The sequence below is a fragment of the Streptomyces sp. B15 genome (assembly GCF_018070605.1).
Lineage (GTDB): Bacteria > Actinomycetota > Actinomycetes > Streptomycetales > Streptomycetaceae > Streptomyces > Streptomyces smyrnaeus.
This window is the reverse complement of record NZ_JAGPXJ010000058.1, coordinates 13,313-29,996: the sequence shown is the minus strand read 5'-3', so window position 1 is coordinate 29,996 and position 16,684 is coordinate 13,313. Positions and strand designations below refer to the sequence as shown.

General features: G+C 69.8%; 19 protein-coding genes and 1 pseudogene. 11 read left to right on the top strand and 9 right to left on the bottom strand.

All coding sequences use genetic code 11. The features are described 5' to 3' along the window. Positions 1-26 precede the first annotated feature (26 nt). From KBY19_RS23860 to KBY19_RS23850, 4 genes are all read left to right on the top strand, one after another. Positions 27-341, top strand: a complete 315-nt coding sequence (locus tag KBY19_RS23860) for a class I SAM-dependent methyltransferase (protein WP_247691346.1) — start codon at positions 27-29, stop codon at positions 339-341. Positions 342-1,013: 672 nt separating this feature from the next. Continuing rightward, the gene (locus KBY19_RS37325; protein WP_282102969.1) at positions 1,014-1,136 is read left to right on the top strand and encodes a hypothetical protein; all 123 of its coding nucleotides are present in this window, start codon (positions 1,014-1,016) and stop codon (positions 1,134-1,136) included. 106 nt (positions 1,137-1,242) lie between these two features. Continuing rightward, positions 1,243-2,259, top strand: coding sequence for an NAD(P)-dependent alcohol dehydrogenase (locus KBY19_RS23855; RefSeq protein ID WP_247691345.1), 1,017 nt, complete (start codon positions 1,243-1,245; stop codon positions 2,257-2,259). Positions 2,260-2,345: 86 nt separating this feature from the next. Continuing rightward, on the top strand, positions 2,346-3,161 hold the full coding sequence (locus tag KBY19_RS23850; RefSeq protein ID WP_247691344.1) for a DeoR/GlpR family DNA-binding transcription regulator: 816 nt from the start codon (positions 2,346-2,348) through the stop codon (positions 3,159-3,161). 205 nt (positions 3,162-3,366) lie between these two features. On the opposite strand, the gene KBY19_RS23845 is transcribed toward KBY19_RS23850, so the two are convergent. Both KBY19_RS23845 and KBY19_RS23840 read right to left on the bottom strand, forming a co-directional pair. Beyond that, positions 3,367-4,197: an alpha/beta fold hydrolase gene (locus KBY19_RS23845; protein WP_185016001.1), complete on the bottom strand. Its 831-nt coding sequence runs from the start codon at positions 4,195-4,197 to the stop codon at positions 3,367-3,369. Between the two features lie 133 nt (positions 4,198-4,330). After that, entirely contained in the window at positions 4,331-5,077 is a 747-nt protein-coding gene (locus tag KBY19_RS23840) for a VOC family protein (RefSeq protein WP_210966665.1), read from the bottom strand. A 142-nt stretch (positions 5,078-5,219) separates the two neighbouring features. On the opposite strand from KBY19_RS23840, the gene KBY19_RS23835 reads away from it, so the two are divergent. From KBY19_RS23835 to KBY19_RS23825, 3 genes and pseudogenes are all read left to right on the top strand, one after another. Then, entirely contained in the window at positions 5,220-5,417 is a 198-nt protein-coding gene (locus KBY19_RS23835; RefSeq protein ID WP_210966664.1) for a hypothetical protein, read from the top strand. 39 nt (positions 5,418-5,456) lie between these two features. After that, positions 5,457-5,708: pseudogene (locus KBY19_RS23830) on the top strand (hypothetical protein); the annotation flags it as partial. A gap of 154 nt (positions 5,709-5,862) precedes the next feature. Then, complete coding sequence (locus KBY19_RS23825; protein ID WP_210966663.1) at positions 5,863-6,411, top strand: GNAT family N-acetyltransferase; 549 nt, start codon at positions 5,863-5,865, stop codon at positions 6,409-6,411. Here KBY19_RS23825 and KBY19_RS37595 read toward each other — a convergent pair. From KBY19_RS37595 to KBY19_RS23805, 4 genes are all read right to left on the bottom strand, one after another. Further along, the gene (locus tag KBY19_RS37595; RefSeq protein WP_307842573.1) at positions 6,332-6,547 is read right to left on the bottom strand and encodes a DUF664 domain-containing protein; all 216 of its coding nucleotides are present in this window, start codon (positions 6,545-6,547) and stop codon (positions 6,332-6,334) included. The genes KBY19_RS23825 and KBY19_RS37595 overlap by 80 nt on opposite strands. Continuing rightward, the gene (locus KBY19_RS23815; protein ID WP_247691354.1) at positions 6,544-7,266 is read right to left on the bottom strand and encodes a hypothetical protein; all 723 of its coding nucleotides are present in this window, start codon (positions 7,264-7,266) and stop codon (positions 6,544-6,546) included. Before KBY19_RS23815 ends, KBY19_RS37595 begins: the two co-directional genes overlap by 4 nt. Before the next feature lie 150 nt (positions 7,267-7,416). Next, positions 7,417-8,355 carry a ribokinase gene (rbsK, locus tag KBY19_RS23810; protein ID WP_210966662.1) on the bottom strand — a complete coding sequence of 313 codons (939 nt, stop codon included), beginning with the start codon at positions 8,353-8,355 and terminating at the stop codon, positions 7,417-7,419. After that, a complete protein-coding gene (locus KBY19_RS23805; protein WP_307843600.1) occupies positions 8,352-9,668 on the bottom strand; it encodes a LacI family DNA-binding transcriptional regulator in 1,317 nt (438 codons plus the stop codon). Before KBY19_RS23805 ends, rbsK begins: the two co-directional genes overlap by 4 nt. Positions 9,669-9,985: 317 nt before the next feature. Between KBY19_RS23805 and KBY19_RS23800 the strand changes: the two genes are divergently transcribed. Both KBY19_RS23800 and KBY19_RS23795 read left to right on the top strand, forming a co-directional pair. Then, positions 9,986-11,056 (top strand): nucleoside hydrolase, encoded by a 1,071-nt coding sequence (locus tag KBY19_RS23800; protein ID WP_307843599.1) that lies wholly within the window; start codon positions 9,986-9,988, stop codon positions 11,054-11,056. Further along, positions 11,053-12,495 (top strand): MFS transporter, encoded by a 1,443-nt coding sequence (locus KBY19_RS23795; RefSeq protein ID WP_210966661.1) that lies wholly within the window; start codon positions 11,053-11,055, stop codon positions 12,493-12,495. Before KBY19_RS23800 ends, KBY19_RS23795 begins: the two co-directional genes overlap by 4 nt. 259 nt (positions 12,496-12,754) lie before the next feature. On the opposite strand, the gene KBY19_RS23790 is transcribed toward KBY19_RS23795, so the two are convergent. Continuing rightward, positions 12,755-13,630, bottom strand: a complete 876-nt coding sequence (locus tag KBY19_RS23790; protein ID WP_099877301.1) for an NAD(P)-dependent oxidoreductase — start codon at positions 13,628-13,630, stop codon at positions 12,755-12,757. 119 nt (positions 13,631-13,749) lie between these two features. Here KBY19_RS23790 and KBY19_RS23785 point away from each other — a divergent pair, with 119 nt between their 5' ends. Then, positions 13,750-14,127, top strand: coding sequence for a helix-turn-helix domain-containing protein (locus KBY19_RS23785; protein ID WP_210966660.1), 378 nt, complete (start codon positions 13,750-13,752; stop codon positions 14,125-14,127). 187 nt (positions 14,128-14,314) lie between these two features. On the opposite strand, the gene KBY19_RS23780 is transcribed toward KBY19_RS23785, so the two are convergent. Both KBY19_RS23780 and KBY19_RS23775 read right to left on the bottom strand, forming a co-directional pair. Then, positions 14,315-15,019: a metal-dependent transcriptional regulator gene (locus KBY19_RS23780; RefSeq protein WP_099877294.1), complete on the bottom strand. Its 705-nt coding sequence runs from the start codon at positions 15,017-15,019 to the stop codon at positions 14,315-14,317. After that, complete coding sequence (locus KBY19_RS23775; protein WP_099877291.1) at positions 15,016-15,549, bottom strand: YbhB/YbcL family Raf kinase inhibitor-like protein; 534 nt, start codon at positions 15,547-15,549, stop codon at positions 15,016-15,018. Before KBY19_RS23775 ends, KBY19_RS23780 begins: the two co-directional genes overlap by 4 nt. 160 nt (positions 15,550-15,709) lie before the next feature. On the opposite strand from KBY19_RS23775, the gene KBY19_RS23770 reads away from it, so the two are divergent. Beyond that, a complete protein-coding gene (locus tag KBY19_RS23770; RefSeq protein ID WP_210966659.1) occupies positions 15,710-16,405 on the top strand; it encodes a GntR family transcriptional regulator in 696 nt (231 codons plus the stop codon). The last annotated feature ends 279 nt before the right edge of the window (positions 16,406-16,684 follow it).

The window sequence follows — 16,684 nt, the reverse complement described above, 5'->3', positions numbered from 1 at the left end:
CGTTCTCACCGATAACCGCTGTACCGATGTTCCCCGAGGCCGTGATCGAGAACGCGCGCCGGCTTCATCCGGAGTGCCGCTTCGCTGTCGCTTCCGCCACCGAGCTCGACCTCGGTGAAGCATCCCTGAGGGGTGTGCTCGGGTGGTGGTCACTGTTCAACTTCCCCCGGGACGTCCTTCCCCAGGTCCTCGCCCTGTTTGCGCGGGCGTTGAAGCCAGGCGGACACTTCATCACCGCAACACACGTCGGCGACGAAGACGCGGTGCCACCGAGGCCTACGGAGGCGTACCCGTCCGTTGGACGACACGCAAGTGGCGGCCGGAACAACTCGCCAACCTGATCGAGCAAGCCAGCCTCAACCCGTTCGCCGAGTTGCGACTCCCCCCGGAGGACAGCGGGCCCGGTCTGGTCGTCATGGCCAAGCGCCCCGGCTGACGATCTTTAGGAATCAAAGCGGCAAAGGCTCTTCTGCCGGGACTCACCACCTGACGCCACCGCTATTTTCCGTTCGGATACTCCGCGAGGGCCTCTCCTGTGCGCACATATTCCGGCGACTGGTGGCAGACGATCCAGACCAGTTCGTGCTCCTCGGCGTGCGTCACCACCAACTGTCTCGGGCCTTCACTGTCCAGGTGCTCCTGGACCAGCCGGACGGCGAACTCGCGCTCAATGCTTCTGGGACGTGAGGCGAGCGACGCCGGATGGGCCTCATCTTCGAACGTCTCACATAATGTGTTAACAATACGTCTCTCTTCTGGTAAGAATGGTTCTCGCAGACGTTCATGTCCGTCAAACCGGTCCAGGGAGGCACCGCCATGCCACTTCTCCGACCACCCGGACGTCCAGGTCGCCGCCGGTCGCCGCCGCATCTGAGCCGTCGGTCCGTGCTGCGCCGACGGGTGTCGGCAGCCGACACTGCCGGAACCGGACTGCTCAACGTCTGCGCGGGCCGTCCGGACGCGGTCCTCGGCACCGAGTCGACCGGCGTGCGCGTCGACACCGTGACGCCGAAGTGTCCCCGCTGGCACAGAAGGTTGCCCTCGACACCGTCGGTCGGCTGGTGGCCCGGAGCGGCATCGACCGGGACCGACCGACAGCCAACCGGACGACCGTCGTCATCGTCGTGGGCCGATGATGCTCGTCGGTCTCGCCGAACGCCGGTGGCTGGTCACCGGCCTGACCATGGGAGCCGTGACCGGAGAATGACGTCTCACATCCTTCCCTCACACATCCCCTCCACCATGCGTGCCGCAGTGCTCCGCGCCCCGGAGGAACTGGAGATCCAGGAGCGCCCGGTGCCCGCGCCCGGCCCCGGCCAGGTACTCGTCCGCGTCGAAGCGGTCGGCATCTGCGGATCCGATGTCCACTACTACCGGCACGGCAGGATCGGCGACTTCGTCGTCCGTGCCCCGATGGTGCTGGGCCACGAACCCGGCGGAACGGTCGTTGCCCTCGGCCCCGACACCTCCCGCCACCAGATGGGACAGCTCGTCTCCCTGGAGCCGGGCGTGCCGTGCTCCCGCTGCGCCCAGTGCCGCCGGGGCCGCTACAACCTGTGCCCCGACGTCTCGTTCTACGCCACGCCACCCGTCGACGGCGCCCTGTGCGAGTACGTCGCCGTCGACGAGGACTTCGCCCACCCGGTCCCCGCTCCGCTCACCGCCGAGACGGCGGCGCTGCTGGAGCCGCTGTCGGTGGGCGTATGGGCCTGCCGCAAGGGCGGCGTCGAGACTGGTTCCCGGGTCCTGGTCACCGGGGCGGGCCCCATCGGGCTGGTGGCCGCTCAGACCGCCCGCGCTTTCGGTGCCACCGAGGTCGTCGTCACCGACGTCGCTCCTCACCGCCTCGAACTGGCCCGGCAGTTGGGGGCCACCACGACTGTGGACGTACGCTCGACCGGCCTCTCCGACACCGGCTTCGCCCCCGATGTGCTGCTGGAGTGCTCGGGCGTCCCCGCCGTCGTCGACGAGGCGCTCCGCACCGTGGGGCGGGCCGGCCGAGCCGTACTGGTGGGCATGGGCGGGGACACCGTCCCGCTGCCACTCGCCCATGTGCAAAACTTCGAGATCGAGGTCACCGGCACCTTCCGCTACGCCAACACCTGGCCGACCGCCATCGCGCTGGCCGCCTCCGGCGAAGTGGATCTGGACCGGCTGATCTCCCACCGATATCCCCTGGAGGCGGCGGAGAACGCCCTCACCGCCGCCGACCGGGACAGCACGACGGTCAAACCCCTGGTCCGTCCGACCACGGGATGACCACCGGGCCCGGGGCCGGTCGCCCTGGCCGCCGCCCCGGGCCACCATCGGCCGCCAGCGGTCGGCGAAGGGGAAGGAGCACCACGTTGCCGACCAAGCCACGGCTGTCCCAGGCCGCCGTCGAGCAGCGCCGACAGGATGTGCTCAAACACGTCGCCGAGCACGGTGAGACACGTATCGACGACCTCGCCGCGCGATTCGACGTCAGCCTCATGACCATGCACCGGGACCTCGACGATCTGGCCGCCCGTCACCTGCTGCAGAAGGTGCGCGGGTGGGCCGTGGCCTTCCCCGCCCTGACCATGGAGACCGCCACGCGCTTCCGGGAGGGCACCAACCTCGCCGTCAAGACGGCCCTGTGCGCCGCGGCGGCCACCCGGATCACACCCGGAAGCACGCTGCTGATCGACGACTCCACCACGCTCTTCCCGCTGGCCGGCATGCTCGCCGACATCGACCAGCTCACCGTGGTCACCAATTCCGTCGGTCTCGCCCAGCGCCTCGGCTCCGTACCCGGCGTGGCCGTCACCCTGCTCGGCGGCCACTACCACAACGAGTTCAACTCCTGCACCGGCCCCGACGTGACCCGGGCGCTCACCCGCCTCCACGCCGACCTGGCCCTGACGTCCGCCACCGCCGTGCGGGAAGGCCGGCTCTTCCACCCGCTGCGCGAGTACGCGGAGGTCAAGGAGGCGATGCTGGACTCCGCGAGCACGGCCCTGCTCCTGGCCGACCACTCCAAGTTCGGCAAGACCGCCACCCACGCCTATGGCACCGCCGCCTTCTACCAGCAGGTCGTGACCGACACGGTCACACCTGCCGAGGAGGTCGCGGCCCTGCGCTCCCTCGGAGCCGCTGTGGAGACCGTGGAGCCGGACGGCACCGGGGACATCGTCCGGTAAGGGAACAACGCGGACAACGCAGTCCTCTCACACCCCACGGTGGTCCCGGATGCCCCGGACATTCCGACCCCCCCGGACCCCAAGGCCCCGCACCCCCGAGGTCCCCGAACCCCCGGGCCCACCGCGCTGGTGGTCCGGGCCGCAGCAGTGGCCCGCCCCGAGGTCCTGGGGAGCCCGTCCTCTCAGCCTCTGCTCTGGCCTCGGACTACCTGCCTGCCGGAACGTCGGCGGTGAGGTGGGCCATCAGCCTGGCCGGGGCGTCTTCCTGGAGCAGGTGGCCCGCGCCGTCGACCCAATGGAGCTCTGCATGGGGAATTCGCTCGTGCAGCCACTCGGCGTATTGGGGCGGAAGAATGCGGTCTTCGCGGCCCCAGATCAGGCGCACGGGAATGGAGATCTCACCCAGCAGGGGCTCGTAACCGACCGTATCGGCCTGCTTGATCTGGCTGTACTGACGGTAGAACGCGGCCTGCCCTTCCGCGCCCTGCCAGGGTGCGAGGAACGCCTCCAGGACACCGGGGCGAAAGCCGGTGTGCGTGGCATTACGCAGGTGGCTGGCCACCAAGGCCTCGTGAGCGTAGCCCGGGAGCTGATGGAAGACGTCCGAGTGCTGAAGAATCAGTCGGAAGAGTCCCCTCTCCCATTCACCACCGCTGACGGCGTCGAAAAGGGTGAGGTCCGAGTAGCTCGCTTCTTCCAGCAGCAGCGCGCGCAGTGCCACGGCTCCGCCGATGTCGTGGGCGACGACGCTTGGGCCGGACAAGTCCCAGTGCTGGAGGAGGCGGGCGAAGTTCCGCGCATGAGCCGCGAGGCTCAGATCCTGCCCCTCACGTTGGTCCGACTGACCGAACCCGAGGTGGTCAAAGACGAAGACCTGTCGGTGGAGGGCAAGCGCCGGTGCGATCTCCCGCCAGAGGAACGACGAGTACGGGGTGCCGTGCACCAGCACCATCGGCTTTCCGCTGCCGAAGACCGACCATCGGATGGTCCCCTCGGGCGTTTCGAACTCTTCGCCGAGCTGCCAGTTCGCTGTCACGCTTCCACGCTCCCTGCTCTCGCCCGAGTCGGCACTGTCGTCGCCCTTGCCGGACGCCGGACGCAACACCGCACCGTTGAATCCTGCACAGTACCCAGCTCGGACGTGACGGGGTGTCCGCCGAGGGCCCGCGTCAGGACGGGGCGAGGACGCAGAACTCGTGGCCTTCCGGGTCGGCGAGGACTGTCCACGGTACGTCGCCCTGGCCGAGGTCGAGGTCGGTGGCACCGAGGGCCCGCAGCCGGGCCACCTCCGCTGCTTTGTCGTCACCGGGGTACGGCAGCAGGTCAATGTGGACGCGGTCCGGCACGGCCTTCGCGCCGGGCGTGCGGAGGAACTCGAGATACGGGCCGACACCCTTGGCGGAGCGCATCACCGCAAGTTCGTCAGTCACCTTGTGCAGGGCCCAGTCCATCGCCTCGCCCCAGAACCGGGCCATGGCCCGTGGGTCCGCACAGTCGACCACCACCGCGGCGATCGGCCCGGTGTCCCGGTAGACCTCCCGGGGCTCCAGCACGCAGAACTCGTTGCCCTCCGGGTCGGCGAGGACCGCCCACGGCACTCTTCCCTGACCCACGTGGGCGGGCGTAGCACCGAGAGTCTGAAGGCGCGCGACCAATTCCGCCTGATGGGCCGCAGAGGTGGTGGCGAGATCGAGGTGTACGCGGTTCTTTGTCGTCGTCTTGGCTTCCGGGACGGTCACGACGTCGATGCCGACGGCGACCGGGTCCGGCCAGACGAGGCCGCCGACGGGTCCGACGTAGGTGGTCACCCCGGACCCCGTGCCATACATGCTCCAGCCGAGCGCCTCCGCCCAGAACCGGCCGACGGCAGTGACGTCAAGAGCCTTTATGTTCACCTGAACAGGTCGCAGCGCCATGTCGGCGATCCTATGCACCCGCTCTGCAACGACGCACGCACCGCCGCCGATCAGAGATCATTGCTGGGCTCAGTCAGCCAAGAGGAAGGCACCGAACCGGCTACAGCTGGAGCGAAGTCGGCGCCACCGGTGGTGACGTCGGTTGCCTGTAGCAGGCACGGATTCCTACATCAACGGCATCAGGTCCGCCGTGTGCATCACCGGAGTCCATGGCTGCTACGACGAGCGCAAGGACGTCCAGGAATGGCCGTACCACTCATGGGACGCCAAGACCTGCTGGTGGTATCGAGTCGACACCCGGGCCAACGGCAAATGCGGCGAGGGAGACCCACTCGGCTGACCGTCTCCGCGCTCGTATCAAGAATCAGGGGACTCCGCCGGTGGCCGGACCGGTGGCAACCGGTACCTGGTGCTCGGCCTCGGCACCGGGAAGACTGCCGACCCCGCCTTGCTCCCCGACCGCGACGAGTTGATCGCCTACGGGCCGCTGCTCTCCGACGACGGCACCAGCTGGCTGGGCACCGCGGTGCTGGTCCGGGCGCCGGATCCAGACACCGCACGCGCCACCCTGCCTTCGAACCGCTACGACCATACCGAGGTCCACGCCTGGCAATTCGGCGGAAGACACTGATGAACTGAGACGCAGAAATATTTCTGTGAGGGATGCACGGGAGGGATCACGAAGCCTGCTGCAGCTGCAGCAACTGGGGCTGGGCCGTCAGGTCGAGTGCGAAAATACCTGGTGAGGATGGCGAAGCGCTCATTTCCTGATCCAGAATGATTCGATGGTCACGCTTGAGACTCCCCGTTTGATCCTGCGTCGCTGGCGTGAGGAAGACGTCGGGCCCATGGCTGCCGTCAATGCAGACCCCGAGGTCATGCGGTGGATCCGGGACGGCAGCGTCCGTGACGAGCAGCAGACTCGTGGCGGGATCCAGGCATGGGAGAGCGAGTGGGAATCACGGGGCTTCGGGCTGTTCGCCGTGGAGATCCGGTCCACTGGCGAGCTGGCCGGGTTCACCGGCCTTTCGGTGCCGGACTTCTTGCCGGAGGTACTGCCGGCGGTCGAGGTCGGCTGGCGGCTGGGACGTTCCCACTGGGGGCAGGGCCTGGCCACCGAGGCCGCTGCGGCCGCAGTACGGTTCGGGTTCGAAGAACGAGGGCTGGAGCGGATCGTCAGCATCGCCCAAGTGGGCAACGACGCCTCCGAGCGGATCATGACCAAACTGGGGATGCATCCGGTCCGTGAGACGGTCAATCCCACCTGCGGTCGGCGAGTACGGGTGTTCGAGTTGTTGTCGGACCAGTACGCAGATCGGCAGGTCCGTCGATGAGCTCGCGGACGATGCCGGCGTGGCCTGCGTGCCGGAGGGTCTCGACAATCACCTGTACCAGGACCTGTTGGCGCGTCAGCTCGCATCGGTCGTCCGTGCCAAGGACACCGTGCCGTGGCGGGCGTGCGCCGGTCACGGTGCCAGTGCGGTGGCCACCTGGGACAGCCGATCGGCTGACAATGCGAAGCGGTTGGCGGGATTACGGAACGAGTACTCGCCGTCGTTGACGGGGAAACCGTGCCCGGCTGTCGTCCAGTGTGCCGGGCCGGGAGCGGCCTGGTCCTCCAGGAGAGCAGAGGCCAGGGTCTCGGGGTCTTCCACGCTCGTACGCGCGCTGAGTGCGACCGTCAGGCGGACAACGGCATCGTCGGGTACCTCGTCGTCACCGAACGCAGGCAGCAGGAGCAGCAGGCGGGCGTCGGGATCGGTGGTGCTGCCGCCGGGCAGCCCGTTGTCGGCGGCTGCCACCAGTTCGGGCCAGGACAGGCCCGGCCCCATGAAGTGCCCGTCGTCCCGGGCGAGGAGCTCGGCCTGGTCCCAGTCGGGGTGGTGGAGGAGGTAGTCGGTGCCGGTGTCGTCCGCGACAGTGCGGTAGACCACGTGGAGACGGTGCTTGTCGGCGAGCGGGACAGTGAACGTCGGCCACTCGCCCCGGTCCCACAGGCGCTGCTGGAAGTCGCCGGCCGCGTCGTAGTCCGCGCCGAACAGCAGTTCCTCAGCCTCCTCGCTCTGGGCACACGAGCAGAGGTGCCCAAGCCAGAACAGGGGCTCGTCCAGGGGCCCGGCCCGGTGTGTGAGGGGGCCACCGTCGTACCCCGGTATCCAGGCAGCAGGACGCAGGTCAGCGCTGTTCATCACGGAGGACATCATGCCGCCCGGATCCGGCGCCTGCTGACAGCTCCGCTGCACACGGCTGAGGCTCCGAGTCGGAGCCTCAGCCGTCGCCGGGTCGGGGAGGCAACGGTGGGGTGGGGCGGCAACGGGGGAGCGGAAGGTGAGGTCGTCTCAGTCGAGTGCCCCGGGCAGCGACTCGCCGAGCGTCCCTTGGGCGAGCAGGGCTTCGGTCTCCTCGCGTCGGGCCAGCGACGGCTGCGCCCCGGCGCGCGTGGTGCTGATGGCCGCTGCCGCTGCCGCCCATCGACCGGCCTGCTCCAGCGACCGTCCTTCGGCCAGCCCCACGGCCAGGGCGCCGCAGAACGAGTCGCCAGCCGCCGTGGTGTCGACGGCCGTCACGGGGAAGGCCGGAATGTGCAGGACGGCGTGTCCTTCGCACACCAGGACGCCGTCCCCGCCGAGGGTGACGACGACGGCGCCGACCCCCAGCCGACGCAGTTTTCGCGCCGCCGCCGAGACGTCGTCGAGCTTATCCGGCGTCGAGGAGAGCCCGGCGAGCGCGGCGAGCTCGGTGCGGTTGGGCACCAGCAGGTCGACTCGGGAGGGGAGTTCGGCTCCGGTGACGGCGGGTGCGGGGTTGTACAGCACGGTGCCGCCGGACAGCCGCGCTGCCTCGTGGTTGGCCTCGTCCGGTACCTCCTGCTGCAGTACGGTGACCCGCGCCCGGCCGAGAGTGTCGGCCGCGGCGGCGCAGTCGGCGGCGCTCAGCCGGGAGTTGGCACCGGGGCTGACGATGATGGTGTTCTCGCCCTGCGGGCTGACGGCGATGAGGGCGCGGCCGGTCGGGGTGCCGGGGGTCCGCCGGAAGTGGCCGACGTCCACGCCCTGATCGCGGGCGGCGCTCAGCATCACCTCGGCATCGTCGTCGTCACCGACCCGGCCGACGAACGAGACCTCGCCGCCGAGCCGCGCCGCGGCCACGGCCTGATTGGCTCCCTTGCCACCGGGGTGGCGGACGATGTCCCCGCCCAGCACCGTTTCACCCGGTACCGGGTGATGCGGTACCGAGGTGACGAGGTCGAGGTTGAGACTTCCGACGACTGCGATCACGGGGCTGCCTTCGAGGAGAGAGGGGCGGAGGGGGAATCGGTGGACCGGGGGGCGGGGGCGGTGGTGTGGCGTACCGCGTCCCCGGCAGGGCTTCCACCAGGGGTGCCGGAGGCCACCGGGCCGTTGCCGGTGCCGCCTCGGGCTCCGAGGGTGCCGGGGGCTCCGGGGGCTGATGGCGGGGCGGGCGCCGTCGAGGCCCGGACGACCAGCTGCGGGGCGAGCCGTACGGCGTGCCGTGTCCCCGCTCCGCTCGGCGACGCGGCCGTAGGGGCTCCGGGACGGGCGCTGTCGGTCGGCCCGCTGCCGACGGGCCCGCCGTCGGCCGATTCACCATCGGCCGATTCACCGCCGGCCGATTCGCCGTAGGTCGAGTGGCCGACGTCCTGCCCGGTGGCGAGTCGTCGTTCCAGCAGCCGCACCGCTTCGACGGCGATGTCCCGCACCGGCTGCCGCACGGTGGTGACGGCCGGATCGGCGAGATCGGCGGGTGGGACGTCGTCGAAGCCGGTCACGGCGATCTGGCCGGGCACGTCCGCGCCGAGCTGCCGTAGCCGCTGGATGGCACCGAGCGCGATGAGGTCGTTGCCGCACACCACGGCATCGAAAGCCGGACCGTCCCCGCGTTGCCGCTCGTTCCACAGCCGGTCGACGGCCTCCCGGCCCCAAGCGGCGGAGAAGTCGCCGAGAGCGAGCAGCGGTGACTCGCCGGGGGTGAGGGACGTGACTCCCGCCTCGTAGGCGGCGCGGCGTTCCGCGGCGGCCGAGGCGGTGCCGTCAGCGCCGATGTAACAGGGCCGGCGGCGGCCCTGCGCGGCGAGGTGGTCGAGCACCAGCGCCATTCCCGCGGCGTTGTCGACGGCCACGAGATCGGCGACGCCGGGCCCGCAGCTGCGGTCGAGCAGCACCAGCGGGACGCGCGCGGCGGCCGCGGTGACGGCAGGGCGGCTGCGGTGTTCGTCGACGGGCACCACGAGCAGCGCGTCGACCTGCCGGGCGAGCAGGGACTCGATGCGTGCGGCTTCCTTGGCCGGATCGTCGTCGCAGTCGGCGAGCAGTACGGCTCGGCCGCGCTCGTCCAGTACGTGTGTCAGCTCCCGGACCAGTGTCGGATAGAAGGGGTTGGTGATCTGGGGGAGGACGAGTCCGACGGTGGCGGTGCTTCTGCTGCGCAGGGCGCGCGCGACCTGGTTGGGCCGGTAGCCGAGGCGTTCGGCGGCCTCGCGGACCCGGCGGGCGGTGCCGACGCCGACGGGCCGGGAGTTGGCCAGCACCCGGGAGACGGTGGAGACGGAGCAGCCTGAAGCGCGCGCCACGTCGCGCAGTGTGACGTCTGAGCCAGGGTTCACGGCGGCCACCACTTCTTCGTCGGAGTCCGGCGGGCGGATCCTATCGCGCGTGCCAGGTCGAAGGTCGGCAAACGTTATCAGGACGGGTTCGATCTGGTTCAGGCCCAGGTGAAAGGGTGTGACGCAGTCCTCCATTGACATCCGGTAGCCCGCTACGCAAAGTCTTGGGAGAACGTTTTCCCACCAATCCCGTCGCTCCTGCAACACGCATCCCTGCCCTCCCGTCGCGCTGCCGCCAGGGGGCGGCGGGTGGGGCGAGGGAGGGCTGAGCAAAGGGGCTCTTCGTGGCCAGAAAGATCATCCTCGACTGTGACCCGGGGCACGACGACGCGATCGCGATGTTGCTCGCGCACGGCAATCCGGATGTCGAGCTGGTCGCCGTCACCACCGTCGTCGGCAATCAGACGCTGGAGAAGGTGACGTACAACGCGCTCGCCGTGGCCCGGATCGCAGGCATCACCGGCGTCCCCTTCGCGGCCGGCTGCCCCAGGCCGCTGGTGCGCACGGTCGAGACGGCGGCGGACATCCACGGCGAGTCCGGTCTGGACGGCCCCGAGCTGCCCGAGCCCGCGTTCGACGTGGACGAGCGGCACGCCGTGGACCTGATCATCGACACGGTGATGGCCCACGAACCCGGCGAGATCACCCTGGTGCCCACGGCCGGCCTCACCAACATCGCACTGGCCGTGCGCAAGGAGCCGCGGATCGCGGAGCGGGTGCGCGAGGTCGTCCTGATGGGCGGCGGCTACCACCAGGGCAACTGGAGCCCGGTGGCCGAGTTCAACATCGTCATCGACCCGGAGGCCGCGCACATCGTCTTCAACGAGCGCTGGCCCGTCACCATGGTCGGTCTCGATCTCACCCACCAGGCGCTCGCCACTCCGGAGGTCACCGAGCGGATCGCGCAACTGGGCACCCGCCCGGCGACCTTCGTCCGAGAGCTGCTGGACTTCTTCGGCGCCACCTACCTGGAGAGTCAGGGCTTCGCACACCCGCCCGTGCACGACCCGTGCGCCGTCGCCTACGTCATCGACCCGGACGTGATGACTGTGCGAAAAGCACCCGTCGACATCGAGCTGCGCGGCGGACTGACCCTGGGCATGACGGTCGCCGACTTCCGCGCGCCGGCGCCGGCCGACTGCCGTACCCAGGTCGCCGTCGACCTGGACCACGCCCGGTTCTGGGACCTGGTGATCGACGCCCTGGAGCGGATCGGCGAGGGCGGCGGCGCCGAGGGGACGCGGTCGGCGGCCGAGGACTCCTCGGGCACGGTCGGCGCCGCGGCCGAGGCGACCGCGCAGGAGACGACCGGCGCACCGGCCACCGCATCCGACGAACGGGTGGGACGGGCATGACCGACGTCTCCACCACCGCCCCGGCCCCCGAGGGGCACCTGCGCCAAGGCCGGCCCGTGCGGGTCGGCGTCCTGATGACGGCGTTGCTGATGGCCTGCTTCGCCTTCCAGCTCAACGCGAGCATGCTCAGCCCGGCGCTCAGCAGCATCGAGCGCTCCCTGCACGCCAGTTCCGCCGAGATCGGGATGACGCAAACGGCGTTCTTCACCTCGGCCGCGCTCTTCTCCCTCTTCCTCCCGCGCCTCGGCGACCTCATCGGCCGCCGCAAGGTGCTGACAGGCATGCTCGCGCTGATGGCCGTCGGCTGTGTCGTCGCCGCGCTGGCGAACAGTGTGCCGATGCTGTTCGCCGGCCGCGTCATCCAGGGCGTTTCCGGGCCGACGGTTCCGCTGTGCCTGATCATGCTGCGGGTCGAGGTCACCGAGCCGAAGAAGTACGGCACCCTGCTGGGTGTCGTCACCGCGGTCAACGGCGGTATCGCGGGCATCGACTCGCTCGCCGGCGGCTACCTGGCCGACCACCATGGCTTCGCGGCCGTCTTCTGGACGATGGCCCTGGTCGCCGCCCTCGGCACCGTTCTTGTGGCGACGCTGGCACCTGAGTCGCGTGCCGCCTCCGGTACCCGGATGGACTGGCCGGGCGTCGCCCTGCTCGTGGTCTCCGTGGGCGCGATGCTCATCGCGTTGAACGAGGCGGGCAAGCTGGGCGCCGCGAACTGGCCCTTCGCCGGCGGGCTCGTCGCGGTCTCGGCGCTGGCCTTCGCACTGTTCTGGCGCGTCCAGGACCGCGGCACGCACCCGCTGGTGGCCACCCGTCATCTGCGGCGGCGGGCCACCTGGGCGACGCTGCTGACCACGGTGCTCACCATGACCGGCGTCTTCGCCATCATGAACGGCCTGCTGCCCGCTTTCGCACAGGACGCCGAGGCCGGACTGGGCATGTCGGCCGAGCAGTCCGCCTGGTGGACCCTCACGCCCTACGCGCTGGCCGGCCTCGCCATGGGACCGCTCGCCGGCCGGCTCGCCGCCACCCACGGCTACGGCCGCATCCTGCGTGCCGGACTCGTCGGCGCCGCCGCGACGGTTGTGCTGATGCTGCTCACGCTGGACGCGCACTCACGCTGGCTGCTGCTCGCGGCCTCGATCCTGGTCGGTGTGGCGTACGCGGGCGTGGCCAACATCGTGCTCAACGGACTGGGCATCGTGCACTCGCCGCGCGAAAACCCCGGCTTCCTGCCGGGGCTCAACGCGGGCGCGTTCAACCTCGGCTCGGGGCTCAGCTTCGCGGTGATCTACGCCGTGCAGACCGCGGCCCTGCCCGAGGACGCCTCCTCGTCCACCGGGTACGCGGCAGGCATGATCGCCGGTGTGGTGTTGCTCGCCGTCGCGTTCGGCACCTCGCTCCTCATCCCCAAGCCGGTGGCGGCCGAGTCGGAGTGAGCCCCAAGAGCCTCCCTGGTGCTGAGCTGCCGTCGGCACATTGCGTGCCACTGATGTCGGCCGGTCGCACCCGGGGGGCTCTGGACTCCCTCGGGAGGCGCCCAGAGGGCTTCCAGCTTCGTTCGCGGTGAGCAGCGCGCCCCCGAGCGTTCGCGCGACGCCGGCTATCGCGACCAGCACCGCCCCCAAGCCCATGAACAGCGCTGTAGAGCTCGCGCGGGCGGGCGGACGACGCCCTCACGCCCGTCCGCGCGGGCTCTCAGCCCGGTTGTTTGATGCTCTCGATGATGCGGGCGAAGCCTTCCTCTCCGTGGCCTGCGTCGATCTGGCGTTGGACGAGCCGCTGGACCATGGCGACCACCTCGGTGCTGATGCCCTGGGCGGAGCTGACGGCCAGGAGATCACCCAGGTCGGCGAACTGCAGACTCTGTTGCCCCTCGACGGTGTAGTCCCCGCCGTCGATGACCGTGGCGAACTCTTCGAAGGCGCCGGTCATGGCGGTCAGCCAAGGTGTGGCCATGGACGCGAACTCGCCCGCCGTCACACCGGCCGGCGCGACCATGGCGGCGCCGTGCATGAACCCTGCGAACATGACGTACATGCCCGCGAGCAGGGCGAGGTCGTACAGGGACGCCAGCCCGGCATCCTCACCGAAGTAGGTAGCGGTTCCCCACAGGTCGAGCAGCGGCTTGTGCTGGTGGAAGGCGTCGGCCGATCCGCTGCAGAGGATCGATGCCCCGGGTCGGCCGATCATGGACGGTACGGCCATGATGCCGCCGTCCAGATAGGTGACTCCTGCTCGGGCGGCCCAATCGGCCAACTCCCGTGACTGCGCGGGAGATGTCGTCGTCACATTGACCAAGGTTCGTCCGGCCAACTGATCGGAGAGCGGATCGAGTACCTCATGGACCGAAGCGTGGTCCAGCAGGCATGCGATCACCAATCGGCCGGCCCGGACCGCGTCGCCGGCAGTGTCGGCGGCCTTCGCGCCCTGCGCAACGAGATCGTCCGCCTTCCCCGGTGAGCGGTTCCAGCAGGTGGTCTCGTAGCCGGCCTTCACCAGGGCGTCCGCGAGGGCGCTGCCCATCGCCCCCAGCCCGAGAACACTCACCTGGACGCTGTTGTCACTTGTCATTTCGGTGCTTCCCCTCCTGTTCGTCCTTCGGTTCGATCCTGGCCGCAGCCAGTAGAGTTGACCAGTACGGACTAATTAGTCGGGTACTCACCCGCGAGTAAGTACCTCTTGGAGGGCGAATGGCAACCGCAGCGCGGCGTGGTCCATATTTCTGCGGCATCGACGCGGCGATGGACGTAGTTGCCGGCAAATGGAAGTCGCTCATCCTCTGGGAACTGCACCACCACGGGACCCGCCGGTTCGCCGAGCTGCGACGCGGACTGCCGGGCGTCAGCGAGAAGATGCTGATCCAACATCTGCGGGAGATGGAAGAAGACGGGCTCGTGCATCGTGAGGTGTACCGCGAGGTGCCACCGAAGGTCGAGTACTCCCTCACGGAGCACGGCGTCTCACTCAACGCCGCCCTGGCCTCCCTGGGAGAATGGGGCAGCGAACGCATGCGGCGGATCGGAGCGGAAAAGATCGTCGCCGACTCGGACGCGACAGCTCGCCGATAGCAGCGGTGGGGGTGGACCTTGGGCGCAGGTCTTCCGGCGCACACGGAGCATCGCGACTTCCCTCCCAGCAGAGGCAGCGTGCGGTGGCCCTCGACCGTGAGGTGGTCGAGGGCCACCCTGGTGGCTGCGTGGGTTACGCAACGGACCGGTGGCCGGCTGGACCCAGCGCTCGGCGACGGAACAGGACTCAGTGCTCGGCGACGAAGATGTGCGAGGCGGTCTGCGCGGGGAGTTCGGCGTTCTTCGCGCCGCTGCCGACCAGCACGCCGCCGGGCGTCGAGGTCACGTTCACGACCGCACCGGGCTGGACCCCGGCGTGCCGTAGTGCGTACAGCAGTCGGGAGTCGGTCTGCACCGGTTCCCCGATGCGCCGTACGACCGCGCTCGCGCCGTGCGGCCCGGGCTCCAGGTCGCTGAGGCTGACCATGCTCTCGTCGAGGAGTGGCTCGGTGGTGCTCTTCTCGCCGAGTTCCGCCAGGCCCGGGATCGGGTTGCCGTAGGGCGACTGTGTCGGGTGGCGCAGCAGTTCCAAGACGCGGCGTTCGACGGCTTCGCTCATCACGTGCTCCCATCGGCAGGCTTCGGCGTGCACCTGCTCCCACGCCAGCCCGATCACATCGACGAGCAGGCACTCCGCGAGCCGGTGCTTGCGCATCACGCGGGTGGCGATCCGTCGGCCCTCCCGCGTCAGCTCCAGGTGCCGGTCGTCCGCGACATGCAGCAGACCGTTGCGCTCCATGCGGGCGACGGTCTGGCTGACGGTGGGACCGCTTTGGTGCAGGCGCTCGGCGATGCGGGCGCGAAGAGGGAGGACGTGCTCCTCCTCGAGCTCCAGGATGGTGCGCAGATACATCTCCGTGGTGTCGATGAGGTGGGTTGCGCTGTGCGTCATGCTGGAGTCTCGGCGGTGGTGGTCAGGACGGCGCGGCCGAGGACGTGACCGGCCATCGTGAAGCCGAGGACGGCCGGGGTGGCGTCGGCCGGAACGCCGATGGAGGCGACGTCCAGGGCGTGCACCACGGTGAAGTAGCGGTGCGGGCCGTGCCCGGCCGGTGGGGCGGCACCGATGAAGCGGGCCGCACGGGCGTCGTTGGGCAGTTGGAAGGCGCCGTCGGGCAGGCCCGAACCGATGTCGTCGCCGGCTCCTTCGGGCAGCTCGGTGACGGTGGCGGGTATGTCGGCGACCGCCCAGTGCCAGAAACCGGACCCGGTGGGGGCGTCGGGGTCGTAGACGGTGACGGCGTAGCTCTTGGTGCCGTCCGGGGCGCCGCTCCACGACAGCTGCGGGGAGATGTCCTTCCCGCCGGGGACACCGGAGGAGAACTGCTCGGGCGGCCAAGTGGCGCCGTCGGTGACGGTGGTGCTGGTGACGGTGAAGGAGGCCGCCTCGGGGAGGCGGGCGAAGGGGTCGTTGGCGCTCATGGCGTCGTTCCTTTCAGGTCGTGCTCCGGGGTGGTGGTGCGGGCGAACGGAGGGAGGGCAGCAGCGTCGTGCAGGGGCACCGCTGTCGCCACCGCCCCTCGACATGAATCGACTGTAGCACTAATAATCGATTATCCTCGGGATCGTCTATGGTGGATGCATGACTCAGACCGGCCAGACCTCGCCCTCGTCGGGGAAGCAGATGCTCTCCGAGCATGTCCACGCGCATCTGCGGGACGCGATCATGCGCGGGGACCACGCCCCCGGTGACGCGCTCAAACCGCAGGACCTCGCCAAGGAACAGGGCGTGAGCCTGGCCGTTGTCCGGGAAGCACTCGTGCGGCTCGCCGGCGACGGCCTCGCCGACCGGCTGCCCAACCGTGGCTTCGCCGTCCCGGCCTTCTCCGACCGCCGCTGGCAGGAGATCGCGGAAGCCCGCCGGGCCGTCGAACCGGTCATGTTGCGGATGTCCATCGAGCGCGGCGACCTCGACTGGGAGGCCCGCGTGCGAGCCGCCCACCACCGCCTGGCCCGCACCCCTGCGTATGTGCCGGAGGAGGGCGCGTACTACAGCGGTGCGTGGTCAGAAGCCCACCGGGTCTTCCACCGCACCCTGCTGGAGGGGTGCGGCAACCCCGTCCTGCTGGAGACCTTCGACCGGATGTGGACCGCGAGTGAACTGGCCCGCCGCTGGTCGGCGCACCGCGTCCCCGACCGGGACGGTGCCGCCGAGCACCGCGAGCTGGAGGAGGCGGCGCTGGCCCGCGACGCCGACACCGCGGCCGAGTTGCTGGCCCAGCACCTCACGCTGACCGCGGCCGGACTGACCGGCGGTGCCCACCCGGAAGACGGGTAGTCGGCTCACCCACGGAGTCTTGTCACAGTGGCCCGCATCGTGTTCCGGCTCTGCTCAGCTTGTGACCATATGTCGCTCACTCGGGGCGGCAGCGGCCTCTTCGGGGCCCGTCGAGGTTTGACTGCTCGCTGCATCGAGTGAGAGGGGCGCAACCCACCATGGCTGGAACCTCGTCGATCAGCGTTGGCGGCGTGACCTATCGCGTGACGCCGGAGGACCTGGCCAACGCCTCCTCCAACACGGCAACCACAGCGGCTGGACCGGTGGGGATTCCTGCGT

Excerpts from the sequence above, each read along its gene's own strand:
- KBY19_RS23840 (WP_210966665.1), bottom strand. The coding sequence starts at position 5,077 with ATGGCGCTGCGACCTGTTCAGGTGAACATAAAGGCTCTTGACGTCACT.
- KBY19_RS23780 (WP_099877294.1), bottom strand. The coding sequence starts at position 15,019 with ATGACGCACAGCGCAACCCACCTCATCGACACCACGGAGATGTATCTG.
- KBY19_RS23860 (WP_247691346.1), top strand. The coding sequence starts at position 27 with ATGTTCCCCGAGGCCGTGATCGAGAACGCGCGCCGGCTTCATCCGGAG.
- KBY19_RS23795 (WP_210966661.1), top strand. The coding sequence starts at position 11,053 with ATGACCGACGTCTCCACCACCGCCCCGGCCCCCGAGGGGCACCTGCGC.
- KBY19_RS23825 (WP_210966663.1), top strand. The coding sequence starts at position 5,863 with ATGGTCACGCTTGAGACTCCCCGTTTGATCCTGCGTCGCTGGCGTGAG.
- KBY19_RS23775 (WP_099877291.1), bottom strand. The coding sequence starts at position 15,549 with ATGAGCGCCAACGACCCCTTCGCCCGCCTCCCCGAGGCGGCCTCCTTC.
- KBY19_RS23855 (WP_247691345.1), top strand. The coding sequence starts at position 1,243 with ATGCGTGCCGCAGTGCTCCGCGCCCCGGAGGAACTGGAGATCCAGGAG.
- KBY19_RS23815 (WP_247691354.1), bottom strand. The coding sequence starts at position 7,266 with ATGAACAGCGCTGACCTGCGTCCTGCTGCCTGGATACCGGGGTACGAC.
- KBY19_RS23790 (WP_099877301.1), bottom strand. The coding sequence starts at position 13,630 with ATGACAAGTGACAACAGCGTCCAGGTGAGTGTTCTCGGGCTGGGGGCG.
- KBY19_RS23770 (WP_210966659.1), top strand. The coding sequence starts at position 15,710 with ATGACTCAGACCGGCCAGACCTCGCCCTCGTCGGGGAAGCAGATGCTC.
- KBY19_RS23785 (WP_210966660.1), top strand. The coding sequence starts at position 13,750 with ATGGCAACCGCAGCGCGGCGTGGTCCATATTTCTGCGGCATCGACGCG.